The following is a 22,453-nucleotide window of genomic DNA, read 5'->3' on the forward strand; positions in this document are numbered from 1 at the left end:
TGTGATGATAATACTCCTACGCCTGCTTGTGATACCGCTACAGTAACTATTCAAGTCGTGCCTGATAATGGAAACATTACAGTTGCTAATGATGATGCGTATAATGGAGAGGTAAATACTGATATTTCTGGTAACGTTACGGATAATGACAATGATCCGGAAGGGGACGACTTTACCGTAACTAGTAATACGAACCCTAGTAATGGTACTGTTACTTTCAATCCTGATGGAAGTGGAAACTTTACATACACACCTAATCCTGGTTTTACAGGCACTGATTCATTTACATATACCATCACGGATGATAACGGGGCTACGGATACTGCTACAGTATATATTACTATTCAGCAAACACCAGATCCAGGAATTGCATTAATAAAAACTGGAATCTTTGTTGATGTAGATCAAGACCAGTGTACAGATGTAAACGAAACTATTGATTATACATTTACTGTGACTAATCAAGGTAACGTACCATTAAGTGCAGTTTCAATCACTGATCCATTGTTTGAGGCTCCAAATCCAATAGTAAATATTGTATTAGTAAGTGGAGATGATAATTCAGATAATTTATTAGACACAAATGAAACTTGGGTATTTACAGCAACTTATGCAATTACTCAAGAGAATATTGATGCAGGAAATGTTACTAACCAAGCGACAGTGCAAGGGACGTCAACTGGACCAAATCAAGATATAGTTACTGATTTATCTGACGATGATTCTATAATAGAGAATAATCCAACAGTAACTACGCTTTGTAATTCAGCATCTATAGATTTAGTTAAAGTTGGTGTATTCAATAATGAGAACTTAAATGAATGTTCCGAATTAGGTGAAACTATTTCTTATACTATTACTTTAACTAATACAGGTAATACAAGTTTAGAGAATGTTGTAGTTACTGATTCATTACTAGATAATGCAAATCCAGTTATACCGCTTCAATTTACTTCAGGTGATACTGATAATGATTCTGAATTAGACCCTAATGAAATATGGATTTATACAGCAGATTATCCAATTACTGAAATTGACATTGCAGCTCTTGAAGTTGATAATACAGCAGTTGTTACAGCAGTTGATGTATTAAATGGAAATAGCGTTACAGATATGGAAGAGGTAACCACAGATTTAGTTGAAGATATGACACCTCCTGATACATCTCAATGTCAGCCTTTAGACGAAACTATTGAATGTGATGGAAATAATAATGAAACTTTAGCTGATGCATGGAATACTGCCAATATTCAAGCACTATTAAACTGTGCTACAGATAATTGTGATGACAACTTTACTGTAACATCTAATTATGATTATGCCAACCTAGTTATTTCTTGTGGGGCAGCTGGAACAATTGATGTTATTTATACATTAACTGATGTACAGAATAATTCAAGTACATTTAATGCAACTTTCACTATTGAAGATAACACAGCTCCTGTAATTGATACATTACCTGCGGAATCAACTATAGATTGCCCAGACACACCTAGCTTTGCTACAGCTACAGCTACAGATGCTTGTGGTAGTGACTTTACATTAACTTTTGATGATGTAACTACACCTGGTAATTGTGCTGGAAACTATACAGTAACTCGTACATGGACGGCTACTGATGAATGTGGTAATTCTTCAACTGCAACTCAAGTTATAAATGTTCAAGATATTACTGCACCAGAATTAATAGTTCCTGCAGATGTCACTGTAGAATGCTCTGATGATTCTTCTACAACGGCTACGGGTACTGCTACAGCTACTGATAACTGTGCAACAACTATTGATATTGTTTTCAATGATGTAACAACGCCTGGTAACTGTACTGGTAACTTTACTATTACACGTACTTGGACGGCTACGGATGAGTGTGGTAACGCAACATCTTTAGATCAAGTGATTACGGTTCAAGATACTACTGCTCCGGAATTAACAATTCCTGCGGATGTCACTGTAGAATGCTCTGATGATTCTTCTACAACTGGTACTGGTACGGCTACGGCTACTGATAACTGTGCAACAACTATTGATGTTGTTTTCAATGATGTAACAACGCCTGGTAACTGTACTGGTAACTTTACTATTACACGTACTTGGACGGCTACAGATGAGTGTGGTAACGCAACATCTTTAGATCAAGTGATTACGGTTCAAGATACTACTGCTCCGGAATTAACAATTCCTGCGGATGTCACTGTAGAATGTTCTGATGATTCTTCTACAACGGCTACGGGTACTGCTACAGCTACTGATAACTGTGCTACAACTATTGATGTTGTTTTCAATGATGTAACAACGCCTGGTAACTGTCCTGGTAACTTTACTATTACACGTACTTGGACGGCTACGGATGAGTGTGGTAACGCAACATCTTTAGACCAAGTGATTACGGTTCAAGATACTACTGCTCCGGAATTAACAATTCCTGCAGATGTCACTGTAGAATGTTCTGATGATTCTTCTACAACGGCTACGGGTACTGCTACAGCTACTGATAACTGTGCTACAACTATTGATGTTGTTTTCAATGATGTAACAACGCCTGGTAACTGTCCTGGTAACTTTACTATTACACGTACTTGGACGGCTACGGATGAGTGTGGTAACGCAACATCTTTAGACCAAGTGATTACGGTTCAAGATACTACTGCACCAGAGATTACTAATCCTGATGGAGACTTAGATGTAACTATAGAATGTTCTGATACAGATGCATTAGATAACGCACTTAATTTAGTACCAACTGTTACAGACAATTGCTCTAATAATATTACAACTACTTTAGTTAGTGACGATACAGTTCAAGATCCAGATTGTGCAAATGCTTCTGTTAGAACAAGAACATGGACATTTGATGATGGATGTGGTAATATTTCTGAAGAATTCACTCAAGTGATTACTATAGTTGACACTACAGCTCCAGTATTAATTACTACAGATTTTGATGAAAATATCAGTGCTTCATGTGACGCAATACCTGAAATACCAGAGTTAATGTTCGAAGACAATTGTTCTACAGATGTTACTGTAGTATTTGATGAGCAAATAAACTTCTTCCCAAATACTGATGATTACGAAATTGTTAGAGATTGGACAGTTGATGACGGTTGTGGTAATACAGCAGTATTTACACAATTAATCTCTGTAACTACTCCAACTATTGACGCAATTGATGGTGATAGATGTATAGATGACGGTGTAATTAACTTATTCGATTTCTTACAAGGTAATGTAGATACAAGTGGTACATGGTCTATAGTAATAGGAAATGGAATTAATCTTAACGGAAGCTTATTTGACCCTCAAGATGGTGGCGAAGTAAATGATATATATACATTTAGATATACTATAGATGGTACTTGTAATACTCAAGTAGATGTAAATGTAACCTTAAATGACGATTGTATTGTTCTTCCTTGTGGAGAAGAAGATGTAAATATCTCTAAAACAGTTACTGCTAATGGTGATGGTGTAAATGAATTCTTCCAAATTACAGGTGTAGAAACTTGTGGATTTGTAACAGAAGTACAAATATTTAACCGTTGGGGTGCTGTAGTATACAAAAACAATAACTACCAAAATGATTGGAGTGGACAAACAATACGTTCATCTGTTGGTAGCTCTGGAAATGTCCCAACTGGAACATACTATTATGTAGTAACACTAAGAAATAGTGGTTTAGAACCATTTGCTGGTCCTATTTACGTAGTCACTGGCAATTAATAAAAAAGTAAAAACTGATACCTATGAAGTTAAATAAATTTTACGGCATTGCATTTATGTTACTGTTAACATCAGTAACCTTTGCTCAACAGCTTCCGCAGTTTACGCAGTATATGTTTAATACCATTTCTATAAATCCTGCTTATGCTGGATCTAGAGAAACATTAAGCGCTGTTGGATTGCACAGAAGTCAATGGGTAGGTCTTGAGGGTGGTCCCCAAACTCAGACACTATCTATACACGCGCCGTTGCGAAATGAAAAAGTTGGTCTAGGACTATCTGTAATTAATGACGAACTTGGATTTGAGAATTTCCAATATGTTTATGCAGATTTTTCATATACTATACAAACTGGTGTAAATACCAAATTAGCCTTTGGACTAAAAGGTGGTGTTACTGCTTATAACCTTGATGGTGACTATCAAGCATCAGAAGCTCAAGATCCATTAATTTTTGGATTCGAAGACCGTCTTGATTTTAATATAGGTGCTGGTGTGTATTGGCATAGTGATAGATGGTATGTTGGACTTTCTGCTCCAAGAATTTTTACTAACGAATATACTGGCCAAGGTACTTTTGAAGCTCTTGAAAGAGTAAGTTACTACTTTACGGGTGGTTATGTTTTTGATTTAAGCGAAAGCGTAAAGCTAAAGCCTTCTACCCTATTAAAAGCTACTAACGGTGCGCCTTTGTCATTTGATATTTCTGCTAATTTCTTATTTAACGAAAAATTTTGGATTGGTGGTGGATACCGAATTAATGAACAAGCAGCAGCAATTGGCGGAATTGCAGACTTTCAAGTCTCAAAACAATTACGTATTGGATATGCTTACGAATACCCGATTTCTGATATAAGGCCATTTACTAGTGGTACTCATGAAATTTTATTAATGTTCGAAATATTTAAGAGTCGTAGAATTAAATCACCAAGATACTTCTAAAATGCAGTTTACTATGAAAACAAGACTAATTTTAATACTATTTACACTCTGTTTTTCTTCAAGCTTTGCACAGTTGAAGTTAGCTGATAAGTTTTTTAAAGGCTATAGTTATATCAAAGCTATTGAGCTTTACGAAATAGCTGTCGAAAAAGGTGATAGTTCAATGCACGTCTTAACAAGGTTAGGTGATGCATATTATAACAATACAAATACTGAGAAATCTGCTTTATGGTATGGACTTGCAGCAGATAAGTATGAAGACAAATTAGAGTCTGAATACCTCTTTAAGTATATTCAATCTTTAGTAAGTACTAAGCAATATGACAAAGCTAAATTATGGGTACAGAAACTAAAAGATAAGCAAAGTGAAGATTCTGAAGCTAATAAATATATTACCGAAAACTTTGATGTCTATACAGTGACGGGTAATGTAGATGAGAGACGAATCATTAAACTAAACAATCTAAATTTTAATACTGAATATTCAGATTTTGGTGCTTATGTAAAAGATAATACACTTTATTTTGCATCTTCAAGAGATGCGTCTTCTGGAGTTTATGATTGGAACAAAGAACCATTCTTAGATCTTTATCAAGTAGAGATTAATCGAGGAAACAAATCTATTAGTTTTGATGCACCTCAAAAAATTTCGGCTAGTAAGGTAAATACGGACTATCATGAGGCAAATATTGCTATTACTAATGATGGAAAAACATTATACTTTACTAGAGATAATCTAACCAAAAGAAACAGATTAGAATACACAAAAGATGGTACAACGCATTTAGAGTTATATAAAGCAACTTTAAATGAAGAAAACAATCAATGGGAAAATCTTGAAGCACTTCCTTTTAATGATGATGTTTTTTCTACAGGTCACCCAGCTTTAAGCCCAGACAATAAACAATTATATTTTGCATCTGACCGTGAAGGTGGTTATGGCGCTTCAGATATCTATGTAGTAGATATTAATGAAGACGGCACATATTCAGAACCTCGCAATCTTGGCGAAAACATTAACACAGCTGGTCGAGAATTATTTCCTTCTATTGATAATGATGGCACATTTTATTACTCTTCTGATGGTCTAATTAACTACGGGCTTTTAGATATCTACAAATCAGATATTTTAAGCAATCCTGATGCTAAAAGCGAAAATATCGGTGAGCCTTTTAATACTGGTTATGATGATTTTAGTTATGTGTTTAATTCAGACACCAAAGAAGGTTACTTGTCTTCTAATAGAGAAGGTGGAAAAGGTGGAGATGACATCTATAGCTTTAATTCTTATGTGTGCGAGCAAACCATTGAAGGTGTTGTAAGAGATGAGTTAACAAATGAGGTTATACCTGGTGCAACTGTAAGATTAATTGATGATTCTGGTAAGGTGATTTCTGAGCTCACAACTGATGACCAAGGAAGTTATAAATTTGAGAAAACGCTATGCGAAAAAACATTCACTGTAGTAGGCTCAAAATCTGATTATAAAGATGACCAAAAAACGGTTACGACTTCTGATGAAAATGAAAAAGTAAACATGGCCGACTTATTGTTAACGCCACTAATTATAGATAACCAAATTGTAATAAATCCTATTTTCTTTGATTTCGATAAATGGAACATAAGAACAGATGCACAATTTGAATTAGAAAACATTGTAGATGTGATGCGTAGACACCCAACAATGGTTATTAAAATAGAATCTCATACAGATAGCCGTGGTGGAGAGCGTTATAACATGAGACTCTCAGACAGACGTGCAAAATCTACTAGAGATTATATTATATCCCGTGGTATTGAAGCTAATAGAATTGAGAGTGCTATCGGTTACGGTGAATCTCAACTATTAAACAGATGTTCTAACGGTGTAAAATGTAGTAAAGAAGAACACCAACTTAACAGACGTTCTTACTTCTATATATTACAAGACTAATCATACAAATAATTAATCCGCTTACAATAAAAATAGCTCAGCAAATCGCTGGGCTTTTTTATTACTGCTATGGTATTAGAAAAAGAATTAAATTTACCATAAGCAGCAACGAATTTACCTTTTATCTACTTATTTTTAGAATAGCAATAATATAAATCACTAAATAGTAATTTGATAAAAACTTTCAGATAAGAACAAAAATCAATATGCAAATCTTACTTCAGGAAATAAGTAAAAGATGTTTTTTAAGCCCAGAATTACAACAAAGAATTAAGAAGTGCTTTGAAGAAAAGAATGTGAAAAAAGGAGAAAAAATCCTAGTACAGGGAAACAAAGCTAATCACCTCTATTTCGTTAAAAAAGGAGTTTTACATAACTACTACTACCATGATGGCAAGCAAATATCCTCTTGGTTCTACAACGAAAACCTGTTTATAACGTCATGGTATAGCTTTTATGCTCAAAAATCAAGCTTTGAGGAAATTGAATGTTTAGAGAATTGCACTTTATTTCAAATAAGTTATAAAGATTATCAGAAATTAATAGCAGATTTTCCAGCATTTGGAAACTTTGCTCGACTGCTTGCCGAAGAGATGCTTACATTTATTGATGAGTTTTCAAAAGGCTGGTCTTTTCTATCTGCCAGCGAAAAGTATAAATTATTACTTACTTATTTCCCTGATATTGAATTAAGAGTAAAGCTTGGATATATTGCATCCTTCCTAGGAATTTCACAAGAAACTCTTAGCAGAATCAGAAAATAAAATTTTAGTAATTTTCATTTATGAAACACTGGAAAACTATTTTAGCTCTTATTTTTATGGCTTTAGCCATTTACTTTGATTGGCAATGGTTTTGGGCCATTTTTATTTTGCTTGGACTGTTAAATATGCTTAAAAGTAAAAACATTCATTTCGTGGAAGAGGTCTCTAGAGGGGATTCTCCAAAACTATATTGGTTCATGATTGTCATTTGGTCATTACTTGCCCTTTATTCAATTTTAAGTTATTTGAAGATTTTGACATAAGTCAAAAAATATGATTACAAACAGTCTCATTTTTGTAAAAATATTTAACACATGAAAAATTCAACATTACTATTTAGAAGCTTAGCAACTATAATTTTTATTGCTGGTACTGCTCATTTAGCAGGTTATACCTTTCAAAAAAATGACATTGATTATAATTACCAAGAATCCACTGATTCAAATAAAGAAAACCTTCTCACTAAAGATGAAAAATCCAAATCGAAAAACAATCCAGAAACTGATTATATCGTTGGAAAATGGAAAGTAAATTATAACACCGAAGATTTTAATGGAGCTGTTTTCTATACCATTAAAAAAGAAGGGGGAAATTTTAATGCATACTCTTATCAGTATCAAGATAAAAATGGCAACTCAGAAAAAGCTGAAGGTCTTAAAACTTTGATTATTAAAAGCTTTGATGGTTACCAAGGTAAAGGCGTTTATACAATTGAATACGAACAACAACAATACCAGGTTGATTGCCAAATTGATATGGTAGATGAAAATACTTTTAAGTTGAGCTATGACTATTATGGTTATAGTGATGTAGAAACCTGGAAAAGAAAATAGTTATGATAGAATTCTTGTCAAAAAAACTCGATTGGATAGATGTAGAATATTGGTTTTACATCTTAAATGACTTAAGCTTAGTGTATATCATTGTTCCTTTTTTTGTATTAGAGTTAGTTAGGTACGCCTATTTGAAAAAATTAGACAAAAATTTAATTTTAGATAGTGTAGCAAATCTTATAACATTTGGAGCATTTTTCTTAATAGAAATCATTCTGGGACTTTTAGCAATAACAAAAGTATATTTTTGGATCTATAACAACTTTAGTTTACCACATTTAGAATTAAACTGGATAACAATCATTACTTGTTTATTATTAGCCGATTTTGCCTATTATTGGGAACACAGAATGATGCATAGAATTGGCATTGGTTGGGCTACTCATACTGTACACCACAGTTCGCCTCATTTTAATATGTCTGTAGCGTACAGATTTGGACCTTTGGATGCAATTATGCCTATACTATTTTCTTTGCCCATTGTTATGTTAGGCTATGATCCTATTTTGGTATTACTAGCAGAAGTGTTCGTTCAAGTCTTTCAAACCTTATTGCATACAGAAATAATAGGTAAGCTTATAAAACCCGTAGAATATATTTTCAATACGCCATCACATCATCGTGTTCATCATGGCTCAAATCGACAGTATTGGGATAAAAACTATGCTGGTATTTTAATAATTTGGGATAGAATGTTTGGTACTTTCGAGCCCGAAGTAGAAAAAGTTCGTTATGGAATTTCGGAGCCTCTAAATAGTAACAACCCTATAAAAGTATTTTTTCATGGAATTATACGCCTAGCTAGGAAATTAAAAAAAGTAAATGGGTTTAAAAATAAACTTTTGGTTTTTATAAAGCCACCTGATTGGATGCCAACAAATAAATAGAGACGACAATGTTTAACAATCCTTTTTTTGCAGATATATCAACCTATTCTCCTAAAAAAACCATGTCATTTTATGAACGCATTTTTGGGTGGAAATACGACAAGACTAATAACTATTTCACAGCATTTTCAGGAAATACAGTAGTATCTGGCTTATACGAAACTCCTGAAAAGTTCAAACAAATGCGTATGCCACATTTTTGGATGACGTACATTAAAGTAGCTAATTTGGATGCTACAATAGATAAAGCTAAACAACTTGGAGGTATTATTGAATTGAATTACGAAATGAATGGTTTTGGTAAAGTGGCTTTAATTCGAGACCCTCAAGGTGCTGGTTTTACTATTTATGAAGGTGATAAACTAAAAAGCACAAGAACAGAAAACACAAAAAACACACTTATCTGGAACGAATTACACGTTTCTGATGTAACAAAAATTATCCCATTTTATGAAGGGATTTTTAATTGGCAGATTGTGCAAAATATAAATGGAATATATGAAGTCTTGAACAATGAAGGCGAATATATAGTTGACATTATGGAAATACAAAACCAATATAAAGGGAAATACGAATATTGGGCATGTACATTTGGTGTTGATAATTTAGAGAAATCTAAAAAGGTGATTTTAGAAAATGATGGTCATCTCATCAATAACGAAAGTAATCGCATATTGTTTACAGACAATTCTAATGAAGCATTTTTTTTCATTAAAGAAGTTAAAAGTTACATAAAAGGCAGTAGTAAAAATATATAGCTCGTTATAAATTAATTAAAAAAAAGGCCACAATATTGCGGCCTTATTACATTATATAATTAAACTACTTTACTTTTTAATAAATATGTTGGTGTAATACCAGTCACCATCAGCATTTTGCTCTGCTGAGATATCAAAGTCTGTATAATTACCTTCGATATTACTCTTGTGAGATGGGCTATTAAGCCATGCATTAACAAGAGATTCTGCAGAAGTATAACCATAGGCTACATTCTCAGACACCACTTGTGCATTCTGGTAAGTTTGTAAACTCTGCTTACGCTCGTAAAAATTATCGTGAGATACATTATCAACATCACGCATGTAATCCGAGTGCGTAAATGCAACAGCCTTTACGGTGTTATTATTTGTCAAAGTATTTAATCCTTGACTGATTCTGTAATCATTAATAAGCTCTAATACTTCAATTTCTAAAGGTTTAGCTTGAGGAGGATTTGTGATATCAACTGATAATACATCTTCTTCTGTCAAGTTCTCTGTAGAACAAGACGTGAACGATAGTAAAGCACAAATTGCCAATACTGGCACTAATGTAGAAACTCTCATAAGTAGGTATTTTATTGTTTGGGATTACTAAAGTAACCTACCTACAGAGTTAATATGTTAATAAAATGTTAAAATCGATAAAAAACATGCTTTTAATCGATTTTATATGTTTTTAATCGTCAAAAATAAGCTTGAAGTTAAAATTTTTGTTTTTAATCGAATATTTAATGCTTTTTAACGATTAACAATATATAAGATTATTAAGGTGCTAATCGTTCGATTTTCCAAGTAAAATCATCCTCTAATTTGTAGCGTATTCTATCGTGCAGCCTATTTGGTCTTCCTTGCCAAAACTCTAATTCAACAGGTTTTACAATAAAACCTCCCCAATGACTAGGCCTTTCAATTTCTTTTCCTTCGTATGCTTTCTCAAGTGTTTTCAGTCTATTTTCTAATTCTGACCTATCTTTTACAACTTCACTTTGATTAGATACTATGGCGCCTAATTGACTTCCTCTAGGACGAGATTCAAAATAACCATCACTTAAGTTGTCAGCTATTTTCTCAGCCTTACCTTTAATTATCACTTGACGTTCTGCTGCAGGCCAAAAGAAAGATAAACAAACACTGGGGTTGGCTAATATGGCTTTTCCTTTTTCACTATTATAGTTGGTATAAAAGATAAAGCCTTCATGCGTATATTTTTTAAGTAGCACTACTCTACTCTTAGGGTAACCATCTAGACCATGTGTAGAAATGGTCATAGCATTTGTTTCGCCTTGATTAAAATGCGTATCTACCTCTAAAAACCAATCTCTAAAAAGTTCAATAGGATTATCCGAAATATGTTTTAAAAGTAATTCTCCTTTCTCGTAGGACGCTCTATAATCGCTTAAGTCGTTTTCCATATTTACTTTTTTGTAAAGTTAGTGCTTTAAATAAATAGATATTTTAAAGAACCTATAAAATTATAACTCAAAGATTTTCCCATCATCAGCTAATTCTACATTATTGAAAACTGTTTCTGCTTCAGTTTTAAATAAAGAGATATCGTCGTAACGTGTTGAGTAATGCCCCAATATTAACTTTCCTGCATTAGCTTTTTTGGCAATGGTAGCGGCTTGTATCGCAGAACTATGCTTAGTCTTCTCACAAAGGTTAGCATTCTTTTCTAAAAATGTAGATTCATGATATAACACATCAACATCTTTAATTAACGGGATTTTGGCCTCGTCATAAGCAGTATCACTACAAAACGCATAACTCTTAGGTTTTGGTGGTGGTAATGTTACCGCATCATTCTTTACAAGCTTACCTTTATTGTTTTCAACATCAAAACCTTGCTTTAGCTTTCTATAATAAGCTTGATCAATATCTTCATTGAGTACGGCATTCATATCTAGTTTACGTTCTCCTTCTTTTTCCTTAAACAAAAATCCGTTGGTATAGACACGATGCTGAAGTGGAATGGTATAGACTTCAACCTTATCGTCTTCAAAAATTAATTCAGACGCTTTGGAAGTCAACTCATGAAAAATTAATTGGTAATTGGTCCATGAATCCGAAAGCTTCATTTGAAGTGTAATCACTTCTTTTAATCCCTTAGGACCATATATATGTAGGTCAGCCTCTCTAGTTAATAATCTAAAGGTGGAAATCAGCCCTACCAAACCAAAATAATGATCTCCGTGCAAGTGAGAAATAAAGATATGCTTGATTCTAGAGAACTTAATTCTATTCTTTCTGAGTTGGACTTGTGTACCTTCTCCACAATCTATTAAAAATAAATGATTACGAATTTCTAAAACTTGTGATGTGGGATTGGTAAATGTGCGAGGTGTGGCACTGTAGCAACCTAGAATGTTCAATTTCATATTAAAATCCTAAATCGCGTTCAATGTCTTCCATTTCAATAATGTCATAAGCCTCCTGCATTGTTGGCACCACACAAATTTCGTCTGGCATAATATCCAAATCTACTTTTTCAGAAACGATTACAAAAGATTTTTTGTCACCTCTGTGTGTATTACTTACTCTAAGAAACTCGATAATATCTTCAAGTGAAATACTATCTAAGCTTGACAGATTTACAATAATATGATCGTTTTTATACTTATCGTAAACTTGCTCAATATTATTCACTAATGTCTTTACAGATGCCTTTTCCTGTGTGATAATAGTAATATTACCGTCTTTGTCAAAAATCATATCCGCTATTTTATTTTTGAAGCTAAAAGATAAATAACTGCCATCCTAATTGCAACCCCGTTTTCAACTTGATTCAAAATAATAGATTGGTCAGAGTCTGCCACATCACTAGTAATCTCTACACCGCGATTTATTGGACCTGGATGCATGATGGTAATTTCTTTATCTAAACTATTTAATAATGCTTTATTAACTCCATATTGTTGCGCATACTCTCGTGTAGAAGGAAAATAACTAATGTCCATACGTTCGTTCTGAACACGAAGCATATTTGCCACATCACACCAGTTTAATGCTTTACGAAGATTAGTTTCTACCTTAACACCTAAGTCTTTTATATATTTAGGTAGTAAGGTCTTTGGGCCACAAACCATGACATTGGCACCTTGAAGCTGTAGAGCATATATATTAGATAAAGCAACTCGACTATGCAAAATATCTCCAACTATGACGACATTTTTCCCTTTTACGCTTCCTAATGATTCTCTTATAGAATACGTATCTAATAAGGCTTGTGTAGGGTGCTCATGAGCGCCATCGCCGGCATTAACAATACTGGCATCTATATGTTTTGACAAAAACACACCAGCTCCAGGGCTTGGGTGACGCATCACTACCATATCTACTTTCATAGATAGAATGTTGTTCACCGTATCTATAAGTGTTTCGCCTTTTTTTACTGAGGATTGACTTGCCGAAAAATTAATAACATCAGCAGAAAGTCTTTTTTCTGCCAGCTCAAAAGAGAGTTTTGTTCTAGTTGAATTTTCGAAAAATAAATTAGCAATGGTAATATCTCTAAGTGATGGTACTTTTTTAATCGGACGATTAATGACCTCTTTAAATTGATCAGCAGTTTCAAAAATAAGTTGAATATCTGCTTCAGTCAGATATTTAATTCCTAGTAAGTGATTGACACTTAATTGACTCATGCTTTTATTTATTTATTAAGTAGACGGCATCTTCACCTTCGTTTTCTAGCCAGTTTACTATAACTTTTTCTTTATTTATCGCATCTACCTGTCTTCCTCTATAATCTGGTTGAATAGGTAAATGTCGACTAAAACGCCTATCGATAAGGGTTAATAATTCTATATGGTTTGGTCGCCCAAAAGATTGAATTGCGGTTAATGCCGCACGAATACTACGTCCTGTATACAATACATCATCTACAAATACAACATCCTTATCCTCAACAATAAAATCTATATCTGTTGTATTTGCTTCAAGAGGTTTCTCGCCTCGGCGAAAATCGTCTCTAAAAAACGTAATATCTAAGTGACCATATTTAAGGTCTTTTACTTTATAATCTTCTTCTAGAATTTTTGCTAATCGGTCTGCCAAAAATTTACCTCTTGGTTGCAATCCTATTAGTACGGTATTAGAAAAGTCGTTGTGATTTTCAATAAGTTGACAAGCCAATCTGTGAAGGATTATGTTTACTTCTTTAGAATTAAGTAATACTTTTTGACTCATATAACTTCCAAACGCATTTGGTTGGCAAAGTTAATGTAAATAATTAGAGTATCAAATTTAAGAATAGTGATAAAAAAAGCCTCTCATTTCTGAGAGGCTTTTGATATTATAAATATCTGGAAGAATTACTTCTTACCGTCCATTTTATCTTTAAGTGCTTGTAATGCATCATTAGCATCACCTAAAGTAGGCTTCGCTTCTGCTGCTTGAGCCTCTGCTTTACGTACAGCTTGCTTTACAATCTTAGCTTCTTCTTCTCTAAATACAGCAGTATGAGATGCTACAACTCTTTTGAATTCTTTATTAAATTCAATGATTTTGAATTCAGCTTCTTCACCTTTCTTTAATTTAGATCCGTCTTCTTTTTCTAAGTGACGTTGAGGAACAAATGCTACGATATCTTCGTTAAACTCGATAGTCGCACCTTTATCAACGATTTCTGAAATCGCTGCTTTATGTACAGAATCTAAAGCAAATTCAGTTTCGTACTTGTCCCAAGGATTTTCAGTAGTTTGTTTATGACCTAGAGATAACTTACGTCCTTCTACGTCTAATTCTAATACAACTACATCTAACTTGTCACCTACGTTACAGAACTCCGATGGATGCTTCACTTTCTTAGTCCAAGATAAATCAGAGATGTAAATTAATCCATCGATACCTTCTTCTAATTCTACGAATACACCAAAGTTTGTAAAGTTACGTACAATACCTGTGTGCTTAGAACCTACAGGATACTTAGTTGTAATATCTGTCCATGGGTCTGGTGTTAATTGCTTAATACCAAGAGACATTTTACGATCTTCTCTATCTAAAGTTAAAATAACAGCATCAATCTCATCTCCAACAGATACGAAATCTTGAGCTGATCTTAAATGCGTTGACCAAGACATTTCTGATACGTGAACTAATCCTTCAACACCTTCTGCTACTTCGATAAATGCACCGTAATCAGCAATTACAACAACTTTACCTTTTACTTTATCTCCAACTTTTACGTCTTCAGCTAAAGCTTCCCATGGGTGCTTAGATAATTGTTTAAGACCTAATTGAATTCTTGATTTGTTTTCATCAAAGTCAAGGATTACAACATTTAATTTCTGATCAAGCTCAACAATCTCATTTGGATGGTTGATTCGAGACCAAGAAAGGTCAGTAATATGAACTAAACCATCTACACCACCTAGGTCAATAAACACACCGTATGAAGTAATGTTTTTAACAACACCTTCTAATACTTGTCCTTTTTCTAATTGGCCAATGATTTCTTTCTTCTGCTCTTCTATATCTGCTTCGATAAGTGCTTTATGAGAAACAACAATATTTTTGAATTCGTGGTTGATTTTTACAACTTTAAATTCCATTGTTTTGTTTACATACTGATCGTAATCTCTAATAGGCTTCACATCGATTTGAGAACCTGGTAAGAACGCTTCAATACCAAATACATCTACAATCATTCCACCTTTAGTTCTGCATTTCACAAAACCATTTACGATTTCGCCTGTATCGTGTGCATTGTTTACACGATCCCATGCTTTGATAACACGTGCTTTTCTGTGAGATAATACTAATTGTCCTGTTGCATCTTCACGAACATCAATTAATACTTCAACCTTATCACCTACTGCTAAGTTAGGGTTGTAACGGAACTCGTTAAGAGAAATTACACCTTCTGACTTTGCGTTGATGTCAATGATTGCATCACGATCTGTAATAGTAATTACAGTTCCTTCTACAACTTGATCATCTAAAGTATCTACGAAGTTTTCAGATACTAACTTCTCGAACTCTTCAAGTTTAGTGTCTTCTACTTGCTCAATACCTTCTTCGTAATTGTGCCAATCAAACTCTTTTAAGAATTTTTCAGGGTTTGCCTGTGCTTCAGATACTACAGGTGCTTGGGTTGCTTTTGCTTCAGTTGCTTCTACTGCTACTTCTGCTTCTTTTGTTTTGTTTTCAGCCATTGCTGATAAAAATTTGTATTCTGTACGGTTCGAAAGTTAGGGAGAAACTATACAGAAGTTATTAATTAAAAATTTATAATTCCTTTTCAACTTTCAAAAACTCCTTGAAAAGGAGCGCAAAAATACTATTAAATCTTAATAAAAGCAAACATAAAAACACATGATAAATTCTTGCTAAAGAACTGAATATCATAATGATTAATTTAAACTTAATTTTTGGCACATAAATTGGTATATTTACGATAGTATTAACACTTAAACATTATAACACTTATGTACAGAGCTAAATATCAAGCTGTATTAGATTTAGGAGAAGAACTAAACATCAAAGATGGAAAAGTAGAAGAAGCTGCAGATAAACTCAAAGTTTGGGGAACAGCAAACACTCCATATGAAAAAGATGCATTATGGAATAAAATTAAAGAAATTGGAGGCGACAACCCATCAGATATCATGGCAGATATCAAAGTCGCTGATGATTCTGTTTATGCAAGACATACTGTAGCTTCTGGTGAAACTTTAGGAGGAATTGCAAAGCACTATTATGGTGACGTAATGAAGTATAAAGACATATTTGCAGCAAATACAGACATTCTTAAAAATCCAGATGTCATTCATCCAGATCAAGAATTAATTATCCCTAACTTATAGGGAAACAATTATTGCAAAAATAAAAAGCGACCTGATGGTCGCTTTTTTTATGCTAATTTTTCTTCAACCAACTGCCTAATAGCTTCCAACTGTTCTTCTATAGTCATAGCAGAATTATCGAATTCAATGGCATCATCAGCTTTTACTAAAGGAGAATCTTCTCTAGTTGAATCTATTTCATCTCGAGTTATCACATTCTGCAATACCTCATCATAGCTTAAGTTGTGGCCGCGCTCTAACAATTCTTTGTAACGTCTGGTTGCACGTTTTTCGGCAGAAGCAGTCATAAATATTTTAAGTTCAGCATCAGGAAAAACAACGGTTGCTATATCACGACCGTCCATAACAATACCTTTATCTTTTCCCATTAATTGTTGCTGCTGCACTAATTTTCTCCTGACTTCTGATACTTCAGCGATATGGCTAACGTATTGTGATACTTTAAGGGTTCTAATCTCAGATTCTATATTTTGGTCATTCAAATACACCTCTGCAAAACCCAAATCTGAATTAAACTTAAAAGTAATGTGGATGTTATCTAACTCTGAAATTAGACCCTCTCTATCTATAGTCTTCTTCTTGGAAACAAAACCATTTTCTAAAGCAAAATAAGTCACTGCCCTATACATAGCGCCAGTATCAACATATATATAGCCCAACTCTTTAGCCAATAGTTTTGCAACTGTGCTTTTTCCTGTGGAAGAAAATCCGTCTATGGCTATGACTATTTTTTGCATATTTATTATAATAATTTCAGATTTAATTTTGACCGAATTTTGAACTCTAACTCATCAGAACAAGCTCTATGATTTAAAAATTGATTCAAATAAAGCTCAGTATTTTCCTTATCTCCTAACTGATTATATAAAAAACTCAATACATAATTCTGATTAGGAAAATGTGTTGAATATTTATCATTTGATTTCAATTGATTTTCAGCAGTTGATAAACAATTGCTAATTGTATTGTTGCTATTAAACCATTCATCAATATATTCAACTCCAAAGTTAAACATATTTGATATTCCGTTTTTAAATTCATTTTGATTAATAATTGAAATCTCTAAGGATTTCTTACTAACTAATGAATTAGAATAAATATGCGAAGAATAATCAAATAAATGCAATTTGGTAGATTTATCTGTTTTATGATTTATAAATCTTGAATTATTTGATATTGTTGGGAGAAAACTAAAACATTTTCCAAAAATAAAAACTGCTCCTAATCCTTTTGATAATTGAAATCGAATGACATTTTTGGTTCCTTCTGAATCAAAATCACTAAACCAAATTCGGTTTCCTAGCTTTTTATTTAATCCTAGTTTCTCAAAAGAACTGTCAATTTTATCAATCAATATAGTATCTATCTCGGCTTTTGATAGAGGATTTATCTTTGAAATGTTAATATTAGCTCTGATTCTTTTAAACATAAATCATAGTTATCAAAGTGATTTATCTATTCAAATCTATTTGCAAACCAAAGAAACTAGTATTTGCTGAGCCTGTATATCTGGCATGTGTGTAACTAAACTTCATTTTATTAATCTTAAGCCCTAATCCAAATGACAAACCAGAAAAATTACGCTGATCTACAATTCTTAATTCTTCTGCGCGTCTAAAGTTATAACCTAATCTTATATTAAATCCTTTATCTGGCCATAATTCTGCACCTAATATAAGGTGACGAAGTGCATTATTTAAAAAACCAACTTTTTCTTCGGTGAGATTTCCACTTAAATCTGTAGTAGCTCTAGCTGGATTTGAAACGCCAATTGGCCATTCTTGTAAATTCTCCATCGTTAAATGCCAACGTAGCGGAATGTATTCTAAGGTCTGAGACATTCCGAAATTAACCTCAAACGGTAAGCGCTCATTTAAACCTGCATAAGTTTTGAACTGTGTTCCAAAATTTCTGACTGTCAATGCTGCATGAAAATCTAAATCTTCGTTGATATACATCACACCAAGGTCTAATGCGCCTCCAATAGAATTATATTGCTCCAATTGAGATGTTATAACTTTTGCATTAGCGCCAACATAAAAATCTGTAAAAGGTATATTGTAATTATAACCAAATGAAAGTGCTACTTCATTGCCACTAAAAGAACCCGTAGAAACACCATTTAAATCATAACCATCAAACTGGCCATAGTTAATATAAGTCACCCCAAAATGAAAAGTTTGCACTCGCCTATCCCAAGTATATGCATAGGCTGCGGTACCGTATGTAATGCCGCCTAAATAACTTGAAAAATTTAGTGCAGCTTGATTATGCATATCACTGTTTATTGAAGCTGGATTATATAGAGCTTCCGTAACATCTTTATCGAAATTAGTAATGATTTTACCACCAAGAGCTGCTTGACGTGGAGAAGACACTAAGTTGAGGAATTGGTATGTTGACTCACCTCCCAATTGGGCGTAAGTAACAGTAGCACAACAAATAAAAAGTAGAGTTGTAATCCTCTTAGTCATAGCTTGCAAAATAACTAAATCTATCTTAGAACGCAGTTCTAATTCTTTTATTTTTTGAAAAGCAAAAACCTCAATATTTCTATTGAGGTTTTTAGGATTATAATGTCTTTGGATTACTTACTTTTTGTTTGGTAATGGCTAAATCTAAAACCTCATCCATACTTGAGACATAATGAAATTTTAAACCTTTAAGATATTCTGGTTTTATTTCGTCAATATCACGTTTATTTTCTACACAAAGAAGTATCTCTTTGATTTTTGCACGTTTAGCAGCTAATATTTTTTCTTTAATTCCCCCAACTGGCAATACTTTACCTCTTAAAGTAATTTCTCCCGTCATTGCTATACTCTTCTTTACTTTACGCTGAGTAAACAACGACACTAAAGATGTTAGCATTGTGACTCCAGCACTTGGTCCATCTTTTGGTGTTGCACCTTCAGGTACATGGATATGTACATTATACTTATCAAAAACTTCAGTCTTAATACCAAACTTATCTGCATTAGCTTTAATGTATTCCATGGCAATTGTAGCAGATTCTTTCATGACCTTGCCTAAATTACCAGTAATAGAAAGACTCCCTTTTCCTTTTGATAAAATAGATTCTATAAATAATATATCGCCTCCAACTCTAGTCCAAGCTAATCCAGTAACTACTCCTGCAACATTATTATTCTCGTATTTATCGCGTTCTAATCTTGGGCTTCCTAACACCTCAACAACATCCTCAGTAGATACTTTGATATTGTAATCTTCTTCCATTGCAATGTTTTTAGCCGCATAACGTACCATTTTTGCAACTTGCTTCTCTAGTCCACGAACGCCAGATTCTCTTGTGTAACCTTCAACTATTTTTTCTAATTGTGGCTTTGCAATTTTTAACGCTTTATCATCTAGACCATGCTCTTTTAATTGTTTAGGTAATAAATGTCGCTTAGCAATTTCAACTTTTTCTTCAATAGTATAACCAGTAACGTTTATAATTTCCATTCGGTCACGTAATGCAGGCTGAATGGTATTTAAACTATTAGAAGTGGCAATAAACATGACTTTAGATAAATCATAACCCATTTCTAAGAAGTTATCATAAAATTCGCTGTTTTGCTCTGGATCCAAAACCTCAAGCATTGCAGAAGATGGGTCGCCTTGATGACCAGAAGACAACTTATCAATTTCGTCTAAAACAAAAACAGGATTAGACGTTCCGGCTTTCTTTAAACTTTGAATAATACGACCTGGCATGGCACCGATATAAGTTTTACGATGCCCTCTAATTTCTGCCTCATCACGTAAACCACCTAAAGATATGCGGACATACTCTCTTCCTAAAGCTTCAGCCACAGACTTCCCTAAAGATGTTTTACCAACTCCTGGAGGTCCGTAAAGGCACAATATTGGAGACTTCATATCATTCCTTAGCTTCAATACAGCTAAATACTCTATGATTCTCTTTTTAACATCATCTAACCCAAAGTGATCTCTATCCAGAATTTTCATAGCGCGTTTTAAATCGAATTGATCTTCGCTAAACTCATTCCAAGGTAAATCCAAAAATAAATCTAAGTAGTTACGTTGAATAGAGTATTCCGCAACTTGAGGATTCATGCGTTGCATCTTAGCCAATTCTTTATCAAAATGAGTTTTTACTTTATCATCCCATTTTTTTGACTTAGCACGATTACGCATGTCTTCAATCTCTTCTCCAGAAGACACACCACCACCCAATTCTTCTTGAATAGTTTTCATCTGTTGATGCAGAAAGTATTCACGCTGTTGTTGATTCATATCACTTTGAACCTTATTCTGAATATCATTTTTAAGCTCCAGCTTTTGATACTCTAAATTCATGTACTTTAAAGTGGCTAAAGCACGCTCTTTTAAATCATTAATAGTCAACAATTCCTGCTTCTCCTCTACTTTTAAATTCATATTGGAGGACACAAAATTGACTAGGAAAGAGTTACTTTCAATATTTTTAATTGCAAAACTAGCCTCTGAAGGAATGTTTGGGCTTTCTTTTATAATCTCTAAAGACAAATCTTTTATTGACTCTATAATAGCTTTAAACTCTTCGTTATCTTTTGCCGGCTTAGCTTCAGCGATGTCAGAAATGGTTGCAGTGAGATATGGTTTTTCAGAAACAACCTCTTTAATTTGAAAACGCTTCTTACCTTGGATAATAACTGTTGTATTACCATCAGGCATTTTTAACACCTTTAAAATACGAGCAACTGTACCCGTTTTGTATATATCTTTCTCCGTTGGATTTTCTACACCTTCATCTTTCTGAGAAACAACACCAATTACTTTTCCGCCATTATTGGCATCATTAATCAATTTAATTGAAGCATCTCTTCCTGCAGTAATAGGAATAACCACACCAGGAAACAATACCGTATTACGCAATGGTAATATAGGTAGAGACTCAGGTAAAACTTCTTTATTTATTAATTCTTCATCTTCTGGTGTCATTAAAGGAATTAACTCTGAATTTTCATCAAAATCCTGAAATGACAAACTGTCAAGCCCTAAAAATTTTTGTTTCGCCATACTATATTTTAAGCCATTCTGTCATTAAAAGACATAGAATGTACTGTTCTTTCGTTATACATTTTCTAACTTTACGCTAGATACTAAGGTTTTATGGTGCATAGCGCACTTTACCTTTTACATTAAATTCAATTGTTGTGCCATTCAGTTTTAAATTAATAAAACTTTTTTCTTTAAAACTGTAACACTCATTAAACAAGTTCATCTATAAGTAAAAGCATTAGTTTTTTGTCTACAACCAATCAAAATATAGAACAATTACTCGTGCTTTGTAGTACTGGCAATCAACGTGCACAATTAGAGATTTACAACCGCTACTACAAGGCTATGTATAACACATCTTTGAGGATTATAAGAGATACTTATAAAGCCGAAGATATTATGCAAGAGTCATTTTTAGCCGCGTTTTCAAAACTAGAAGCATTAAAAGATAAATCTGTTTTTGGTTCTTGGTTAAAAAGAATTGTAGTTAATAACAGTATTGCAGAGTACAACAAAACAACCAAAGAGAACACTATTGCTTTAGATGATGTGATGTACAAAGTAGAAGACACTATTGGATTAAAAGAAGATGATTTACAAAAGGAAAAAGTAGCCTATATTTTGAAAGCTATTAAACAATTAAAATCTAATTACAGCTTAGGTCTTACGTTACATCTAATTGAAGGTTATGATTATGGAGAAATTTCTGAAATTATGAATATGTCTCAAGGAAATTGTAGAACATTAATCTCTAGAGCAAAAGAAAGCTTGAGACAAAAACTAAGCATTAGCGCATAAATT

The 22,453-nt window shown here is 33.4% G+C and carries 21 protein-coding genes; 10 read left to right on the forward strand and 11 right to left on the reverse strand.

Going from position 1 to position 22,453, the window contains the following annotated elements; genetic code table 11:
* From Q0770_RS03550 to Q0770_RS03585, 8 genes are all read left to right on the forward strand, one after another.
* Positions 1-3,720 (forward strand): gliding motility-associated C-terminal domain-containing protein (locus Q0770_RS03550; protein ID WP_299114088.1); only part of this gene is annotated, 3,720 nt, incomplete at its 5' end.
* 23 nt (positions 3,721-3,743) lie between these two features.
* Positions 3,744-4,661, forward strand: coding sequence for a type IX secretion system membrane protein PorP/SprF (locus Q0770_RS03555; RefSeq protein WP_299114090.1), 918 nt, complete (start codon positions 3,744-3,746; stop codon positions 4,659-4,661).
* Between the two features lie 13 nt (positions 4,662-4,674).
* The gene (locus Q0770_RS03560) at positions 4,675-6,594 is read left to right on the forward strand and encodes an OmpA family protein (protein ID WP_299114092.1); all 1,920 of its coding nucleotides are present in this window, start codon (positions 4,675-4,677) and stop codon (positions 6,592-6,594) included.
* A 206-nt stretch (positions 6,595-6,800) separates the two neighbouring features.
* Positions 6,801-7,358, forward strand: a complete 558-nt coding sequence (locus Q0770_RS03565) for a Crp/Fnr family transcriptional regulator (RefSeq protein ID WP_299114095.1) — start codon at positions 6,801-6,803, stop codon at positions 7,356-7,358.
* Positions 7,359-7,378: 20 nt separating this feature from the next.
* Complete coding sequence (locus Q0770_RS03570) at positions 7,379-7,621, forward strand: hypothetical protein (RefSeq protein WP_299114096.1); 243 nt, start codon at positions 7,379-7,381, stop codon at positions 7,619-7,621.
* Positions 7,622-7,672: 51 nt separating this feature from the next.
* Entirely contained in the window at positions 7,673-8,191 is a 519-nt protein-coding gene (locus Q0770_RS03575) for a hypothetical protein (RefSeq protein ID WP_299114098.1), read from the forward strand.
* A gap of 2 nt (positions 8,192-8,193) precedes the next feature.
* Positions 8,194-9,078 carry a sterol desaturase family protein gene (locus Q0770_RS03580; RefSeq protein WP_299114100.1) on the forward strand — a complete coding sequence of 295 codons (885 nt, stop codon included), beginning with the start codon at positions 8,194-8,196 and terminating at the stop codon, positions 9,076-9,078.
* Positions 9,079-9,086: 8 nt separating this feature from the next.
* The gene (locus tag Q0770_RS03585; RefSeq protein ID WP_299114102.1) at positions 9,087-9,836 is read left to right on the forward strand and encodes a VOC family protein; all 750 of its coding nucleotides are present in this window, start codon (positions 9,087-9,089) and stop codon (positions 9,834-9,836) included.
* A gap of 69 nt (positions 9,837-9,905) precedes the next feature.
* On the opposite strand, the gene Q0770_RS03590 is transcribed toward Q0770_RS03585, so the two are convergent.
* From Q0770_RS03590 to rpsA, 7 genes are all read right to left on the reverse strand, one after another.
* A complete protein-coding gene (locus tag Q0770_RS03590) occupies positions 9,906-10,403 on the reverse strand; it encodes a CAP domain-containing protein (protein WP_299114103.1) in 498 nt (165 codons plus the stop codon).
* A 200-nt stretch (positions 10,404-10,603) separates the two neighbouring features.
* Positions 10,604-11,251 (reverse strand): pyridoxamine 5'-phosphate oxidase, encoded by a 648-nt coding sequence (gene pdxH, locus Q0770_RS03595; RefSeq protein ID WP_299114105.1) that lies wholly within the window; start codon positions 11,249-11,251, stop codon positions 10,604-10,606.
* Positions 11,252-11,311: 60 nt separating this feature from the next.
* Entirely contained in the window at positions 11,312-12,217 is a 906-nt protein-coding gene (locus Q0770_RS03600) for a ribonuclease Z (protein WP_299114107.1), read from the reverse strand.
* A gap of 1 nt (position 12,218) precedes the next feature.
* Positions 12,219-12,551: a ribonuclease Z gene (locus tag Q0770_RS03605; protein WP_299114109.1), complete on the reverse strand. Its 333-nt coding sequence runs from the start codon at positions 12,549-12,551 to the stop codon at positions 12,219-12,221.
* A 5-nt stretch (positions 12,552-12,556) separates the two neighbouring features.
* A complete protein-coding gene (locus Q0770_RS03610; protein WP_299114111.1) occupies positions 12,557-13,483 on the reverse strand; it encodes an aspartate carbamoyltransferase catalytic subunit in 927 nt (308 codons plus the stop codon).
* Positions 13,484-13,487: 4 nt separating this feature from the next.
* Entirely contained in the window at positions 13,488-14,027 is a 540-nt protein-coding gene (gene pyrR / locus Q0770_RS03615) for a bifunctional pyr operon transcriptional regulator/uracil phosphoribosyltransferase PyrR (RefSeq protein ID WP_299114113.1), read from the reverse strand.
* A 125-nt stretch (positions 14,028-14,152) separates the two neighbouring features.
* Positions 14,153-15,994, reverse strand: a complete 1,842-nt coding sequence (gene rpsA / locus Q0770_RS03620; RefSeq protein ID WP_299114115.1) for a 30S ribosomal protein S1 — start codon at positions 15,992-15,994, stop codon at positions 14,153-14,155.
* Between the two features lie 273 nt (positions 15,995-16,267).
* Here rpsA and Q0770_RS03625 point away from each other — a divergent pair, with 273 nt between their 5' ends.
* Complete coding sequence (locus Q0770_RS03625; protein WP_299114117.1) at positions 16,268-16,645, forward strand: LysM peptidoglycan-binding domain-containing protein; 378 nt, start codon at positions 16,268-16,270, stop codon at positions 16,643-16,645.
* A 47-nt stretch (positions 16,646-16,692) separates the two neighbouring features.
* Here Q0770_RS03625 and cmk read toward each other — a convergent pair whose 3' ends face one another.
* The 4 genes from cmk to lon all read right to left on the reverse strand — a co-directional run bounded on the left by cmk (position 16,693) and on the right by lon (position 21,670).
* Complete coding sequence (gene cmk / locus Q0770_RS03630; RefSeq protein ID WP_299114119.1) at positions 16,693-17,382, reverse strand: (d)CMP kinase; 690 nt, start codon at positions 17,380-17,382, stop codon at positions 16,693-16,695.
* Between the two features lie 5 nt (positions 17,383-17,387).
* Complete coding sequence (locus Q0770_RS03635; protein WP_299114121.1) at positions 17,388-18,074, reverse strand: hypothetical protein; 687 nt, start codon at positions 18,072-18,074, stop codon at positions 17,388-17,390.
* 22 nt (positions 18,075-18,096) lie between these two features.
* On the reverse strand, positions 18,097-19,119 hold the full coding sequence (gene porQ / locus Q0770_RS03640) for a type IX secretion system protein PorQ (RefSeq protein ID WP_299114123.1): 1,023 nt from the start codon (positions 19,117-19,119) through the stop codon (positions 18,097-18,099).
* 97 nt (positions 19,120-19,216) lie between these two features.
* Positions 19,217-21,670, reverse strand: coding sequence for an endopeptidase La (gene lon / locus Q0770_RS03645; RefSeq protein ID WP_299114125.1), 2,454 nt, complete (start codon positions 21,668-21,670; stop codon positions 19,217-19,219).
* Positions 21,671-21,898: 228 nt separating this feature from the next.
* Here lon and Q0770_RS03650 point away from each other — a divergent pair, with 228 nt between their 5' ends.
* On the forward strand, positions 21,899-22,450 hold the full coding sequence (locus Q0770_RS03650) for an RNA polymerase sigma factor (RefSeq protein ID WP_299114127.1): 552 nt from the start codon (positions 21,899-21,901) through the stop codon (positions 22,448-22,450).
* Positions 22,451-22,453 lie beyond the last annotated feature (3 nt).

The sequence above is a fragment of the uncultured Winogradskyella sp. genome (genome assembly GCF_947501905.1).
GTDB lineage: Bacteria > Bacteroidota > Bacteroidia > Flavobacteriales > Flavobacteriaceae > Winogradskyella.

Coding starts and splice junctions, on each gene's coding strand:
- Q0770_RS03575 (WP_299114098.1), top strand. CDS start 7,673: ATGAAAAATTCAACATTACTATTTAGAAGCTTAGCAACTATAATTTTT.
- porQ (WP_299114123.1), bottom strand. CDS start 19,119: ATGACTAAGAGGATTACAACTCTACTTTTTATTTGTTGTGCTACTGTT.
- Q0770_RS03590 (WP_299114103.1), bottom strand. CDS start 10,403: ATGAGAGTTTCTACATTAGTGCCAGTATTGGCAATTTGTGCTTTACTA.
- lon (WP_299114125.1), bottom strand. CDS start 21,670: ATGGCGAAACAAAAATTTTTAGGGCTTGACAGTTTGTCATTTCAGGAT.
- Q0770_RS03585 (WP_299114102.1), top strand. CDS start 9,087: ATGTTTAACAATCCTTTTTTTGCAGATATATCAACCTATTCTCCTAAA.
- Q0770_RS03610 (WP_299114111.1), bottom strand. CDS start 13,483: ATGAGTCAATTAAGTGTCAATCACTTACTAGGAATTAAATATCTGACT.
- pyrR (WP_299114113.1), bottom strand. CDS start 14,027: ATGAGTCAAAAAGTATTACTTAATTCTAAAGAAGTAAACATAATCCTT.
- Q0770_RS03565 (WP_299114095.1), top strand. CDS start 6,801: ATGCAAATCTTACTTCAGGAAATAAGTAAAAGATGTTTTTTAAGCCCA.
- rpsA (WP_299114115.1), bottom strand. CDS start 15,994: ATGGCTGAAAACAAAACAAAAGAAGCAGAAGTAGCAGTAGAAGCAACT.
- Q0770_RS03600 (WP_299114107.1), bottom strand. CDS start 12,217: ATGAAATTGAACATTCTAGGTTGCTACAGTGCCACACCTCGCACATTT.
- cmk (WP_299114119.1), bottom strand. CDS start 17,382: ATGCAAAAAATAGTCATAGCCATAGACGGATTTTCTTCCACAGGAAAA.
- Q0770_RS03570 (WP_299114096.1), top strand. CDS start 7,379: ATGAAACACTGGAAAACTATTTTAGCTCTTATTTTTATGGCTTTAGCC.
- Q0770_RS03560 (WP_299114092.1), top strand. CDS start 4,675: ATGAAAACAAGACTAATTTTAATACTATTTACACTCTGTTTTTCTTCA.
- pdxH (WP_299114105.1), bottom strand. CDS start 11,251: ATGGAAAACGACTTAAGCGATTATAGAGCGTCCTACGAGAAAGGAGAA.
- Q0770_RS03555 (WP_299114090.1), top strand. CDS start 3,744: ATGAAGTTAAATAAATTTTACGGCATTGCATTTATGTTACTGTTAACA.
- Q0770_RS03605 (WP_299114109.1), bottom strand. CDS start 12,551: ATGATTTTTGACAAAGACGGTAATATTACTATTATCACACAGGAAAAG.
- Q0770_RS03580 (WP_299114100.1), top strand. CDS start 8,194: ATGATAGAATTCTTGTCAAAAAAACTCGATTGGATAGATGTAGAATAT.
- Q0770_RS03625 (WP_299114117.1), top strand. CDS start 16,268: ATGTACAGAGCTAAATATCAAGCTGTATTAGATTTAGGAGAAGAACTA.
- Q0770_RS03635 (WP_299114121.1), bottom strand. CDS start 18,074: ATGTTTAAAAGAATCAGAGCTAATATTAACATTTCAAAGATAAATCCT.